At 76.5% G+C, this 4,285-nt stretch carries 2 protein-coding genes and 1 pseudogene; all 3 read left to right on the plus strand.

What is annotated here, in order from left to right:
- Positions 1-242, plus strand: a pseudogene (locus tag GJV82_RS19635) (hypothetical protein); the annotation flags it as partial.
- 284 nt (positions 243-526) lie between these two features.
- Positions 527-1,648, plus strand: coding sequence for a phenylalanine--tRNA ligase subunit alpha (pheS, locus tag GJV82_RS18970; RefSeq protein ID WP_024840667.1), 1,122 nt, complete (start codon positions 527-529; stop codon positions 1,646-1,648).
- Positions 1,648-4,257, plus strand: a complete 2,610-nt coding sequence (gene pheT / locus GJV82_RS18975) for a phenylalanine--tRNA ligase subunit beta (protein ID WP_155100296.1) — start codon at positions 1,648-1,650, stop codon at positions 4,255-4,257. Before pheS ends, pheT begins: the two co-directional genes overlap by 1 nt.
- Positions 4,258-4,285 lie beyond the last annotated feature (28 nt).

The raw sequence follows: 4,285 nt of genomic DNA on the forward strand, positions 1-4,285 counted from the left end.
AGGCGCAGCGCCGCGCGCGCTCCCGCGCGGGCGGGCTGGGCCGGCGCCCGGACGTCACGGCGGGCGACCCGCTCGCCGGGCCCGCCGCCGCCCTGGCGGTGTACGCCGGTCCGGTGTGGACCGCGGACGTGCTCCACCTCGTCGAGTCCGACCTCGGCGACACGTCGGGGCACCCCGTGCACCGGACCCTGCGCACTGCGCCGCTCGGCGGTCCCGGTGCGCGTGCGGACGCCCACTCCTGACGGGTGCGCACGACCCCCCGCCGGCGCCCGGGTGCCTGTGCGAGGATGGCGGCATGTGCACGCGCGGTGGTCGTCGATTTCCCGGGCCCGTTACGGGCCCGCGCGACTGACACGCGCTCCCTCCCGCCGTGCGCGGGACGGACCGGGCCCGGACGGGCGCCCTAGAATGACGGCGACGCGCGCACGAGCGCGCCCCGCGCGTGCCGCCCCGGGCGGCGCGACCCGCGGGGCGACGCCGCCCGCCGCCCGCTCCCCGCAGTCCCGCCCCCGCCAGGAAGGCACGCATGTCCAGCCCTGACGCCGACGTCGTCACCCCCCAGACGGGGGATGGCGGCCCGGACACCACCGCACCCTCCCCGCTCGACGCCGACGCGCTGCAGCGCGCGCTCGACGCCGGCCTCGCCGCGATCGCCGCGGCGCGCGACCTCGACGCCCTCAAGGCCGCGCGCACCGAGCACATGGGCGACCGCAGCCCCCTCGCGCTCGCGAACCGCCGGATCGGGTCGCTCGACCCCGCGGACAAGAAGACCGCGGGCAAGCTCCTCGGCCCCCTGCGCGGCCGCCTGAACCAGGCGCTCGCCGCGCGCCAGGCCGAGCTCGAGGCCGAGCGCGACGAGCGCGTCCTCGTCGAGGAGGCCGTCGACGTCACGCTCCCCGTGGACCGCGTGCCGTCCGGTGCGCGCCACCCGCTCGAGACGCTGCAGGAGCGCGTCGCGGACTTCTTCGTCGGTCTCGGCTGGGAGATCGCCGAGGGCCCCGAGGTCGAGGCGGAGTGGTTCAACTTCGACGCGCTCAACTTCGGCGTCGACCACCCGGCGCGCCAGATGCAGGACACGTTCTACGTGGCCGGCCCGGACGGCGCCGACGGCACCCCCCAGCCGTCCAACATCGTGCTGCGCACGCACACGTCGCCGGTCCAGGCCCGCTCGCTCCTCGAGCGCGGCGTGCCGCTGTACGTCGCGTGCCCGGGCAAGACGTTCCGCACCGACGCGCTGGACGCGACCCACACGCCCGTCTTCCACCAGGTCGAGGGCCTCGCGATCGATAAGGGCCTGACCATGGCGAACCTGCTCGGGACGCTCGACGCGTTCGCGCGCGCCATGTTCGGCCCCGACGCGCGCACGCGCCTGCGCCCCGCGTACTTCCCGTTCACCGAGCCGAGCGCCGAGATGGACCTGTGGTTCCCGCAGAAGAAGGGCGGCCCGGGCTGGATCGAGTGGGGTGGCTGCGGGATGGTCAACCCCAACGTGCTGCGCTCGGTCGGGGTCGACCCCGACGAGTACTCGGGCTTCGCGTTCGGCATGGGCATCGAGCGCACGCTCATGCTGCGCCACGGGATCGCGGACATGCACGACATGGTGGAGGGCGACGTGCGCTTCTCCGCCCAGTTCGGAACGGAGATCTGATGCCCTACGTCGCCATCGACTGGCTGGGCGACCACGTCGAGCTGCCCGAGGGCCTCACGGCCGAGCGGCTCGCCGCCGACCTCGTGCGCGTCGGCCTGGAGGAGGAGGCGATCCACGGCGCCGCCGTGACTGGGCCCCTCGTCGTGGGTCGCGTGGTCACGATGACCCCCGAGCCGCAGAAGAACGGCAAGACGATCAACTGGTGCCTGGTCGACGTCGGCCCGGAGCACAACGCCACCGAGATCAAGGGCGTGGACCCCGCCGACGTGCCGGCGGGCGGTGCGCGCGGCATCGTGTGCGGCGCGCACAACTTCGCCCCGGGCGACCTCGTCGTCGTCGCGCTGCCGGGCTCCGTCCTGCCCGGCCCGTTCCCCATCGCGAGCCGCAAGACCTACGGGCACGTGTCCGACGGCATGATCTGCTCGCAGCGCGAGCTCGGCCTCGGCGAGGACCACGACGGCATCATCGTGCTGCCGCGCCTCGGGTACGCGGAGCAGGACCTCGTGCCGGGCCAGGACGCGGTCGCGCTCCTCGGCCTCGGCGACGAGGTGCTCGAGATCAACGTGACTCCCGACCGCGGGTACGCGTTCTCCTACCGCGGCGTCGCGCGCGAGTTCGCGCACTCGACGGGCGCGCGCTTCACGGACCCCGGCCTGCCCGGCTCGCTGCCCACGCCGCCGCCCGCGGCCACGCCCGACGGCTTCCCCGTCGAGGTGGACGACGCGGCGCCGGTCCACGGCGTGGTCGGGTGCGACCGGTTCGTCACGCGCGTCGTGCGCGGGATCGACCCGGCCGCGACGACGCCGGCGTGGATGCAGCGCCGCCTCACGGCGTCGGGCATGCGGCCCATCTCGCTCGCGGTCGACGTGACGAACTACGTCATGCTCGACCTGGGCCAGCCGCTGCACGCGTACGACCTCGACAAGGTCGCCGCGCCGGTCGTCGTGCGCCGCGCGGCCCCCGGCGAGCGGCTCACCACGCTCGACGACGTCGACCGCGCGCTCGACCCCGAGGACCTGCTCATCACGGACAGCCCCGACGGCGCGCGCGGGTCGCGCGTGCTGGGCCTCGCGGGCGTCATGGGCGGCGCGTCGTCCGAGGTCGGCCCGACGACGACGGCGGTCCTCGTCGAGGCCGCGCACTTCGACCCGGTGTCGGTCGCGCGCACCTCGCGCCGCCACAAGCTGTCGAGCGAGGCGGCCAAGCGGTTCGAGCGCGGCGTGGACCCGCTCCTGCCCGCGGTCGCGGCGCAGCGCGTCGTCGACCTGCTCGTCGAGCTCGGGGGCGGGACCGCCGACCCCGCGGTGAGCGACCTCGACCGCGTGACGCCGCCCGCCGCGATCCGCCTCCCCGTGGGCGAGGCCGAGCGTCTCGTCGGCGTGCCGTACACGCTCGAGCAGGTCGTCGGCACGCTCGGCGCGATCGGGTGCACGGTCGAGGCCGACGACGTCGACGCGACGGGCGTGCTCGTCGTGACGCCGCCGTCGTGGCGCCCCGACCTCACGGAGCCGGCCGAGCTCGTCGAGGAGGTCGCGCGACTCGTCGGCTACGACGAGATCCCGTCGGTGCTGCCCGCGGCCCCGGGCGGTCGCGGCCTCACGCGCGAGCAGCGCGTGCGCCGGTCCGTCGCGCGGGCGCTCGCCGAGGACGGTTTCGTCGAGACGCTGAGCTACCCGTTCGTGGGTGCCGCCGAGCTCGACGCGCTGCGCATCCCCGCGGACGACGAGCGTCGCCGCGCGCTGCGCCTCGTCAACCCGCTCGCGGACGACCGCCCGCTCCTGCGCACCGACGTGCTGAGCACGCTCCTGGAGACCACGCGCCGCAACGTCGGTCGCGGTCTCACGGACGTCGCGCTGTTCGAGGTCGGTCTCGTCACGCACCCGCGCCCCGGCGCGCCGGCCGCGCCGTCGCTCCCCGGCGGCGTGCGTCCGGGCGACGACGAGCTGGCCGCGATCGACGCCGCGCTCCCGGCGCAGCCCCGGCACGTCGCGGGGGTCCTCGTGGGCCGTCGGGAGCGCGCCGGCTGGTGGGGCCCGGGCCGTGCCGCCGACTGGACCGACGCGCTCGGGGCGGCCCGCCGCGTCGCCGCGCGCGCCGGCGCCGAGGTCCGCGTCGTCGCCGACACCGGGCGCGCGCCGTTCCACCCCGGGCGGTGCGCGCGCCTCGAGCTCGCGGACGGGACCGTCGTCGGGCACGCGGGCGAGCTGCACCCCAAGGTGCTCGAGAACGTCGGCCTGCCGGCGCGGACGGTCGCGTTCGAGGTCGACCTCTCGGCGCTCGTCGCGGGCGCGTCCGACGCCCCGGTGCAGGCGACGCCCGTCTCGGGCTTCCCCGCCGCGAAGGAGGACCTCGCGTTCGTCGTCGACGAGTCGGTGACCGCCGAGTCGCTGCGGGCGGCGATCGTCGAGGGCGCCGGTGGGCTGGCCGAGGAGGTCGCGCTGTTCGACGTCTTCACGGGCGAGCAGGTGGGCGCCGGGCGCAAGTCGCTCGCGTTCTCGCTGCGGCTGCGCGCCGCGGACCGCACCCTCACCGCGGACGACGTCGCGCGCGTCCGCGAGGGCGCCGTCGCCGCCGCGCGCGAGCGGGTCGGCGCGGAGCTGCGCGCGTGAGCGGGCAGGGCGCCGCGGGCGCCGTCGC

It is taken from the genome of Cellulosimicrobium composti, from assembly GCF_009711085.1.
Classification (GTDB): domain Bacteria; phylum Actinomycetota; class Actinomycetes; order Actinomycetales; family Cellulomonadaceae; genus Cellulosimicrobium; species Cellulosimicrobium composti.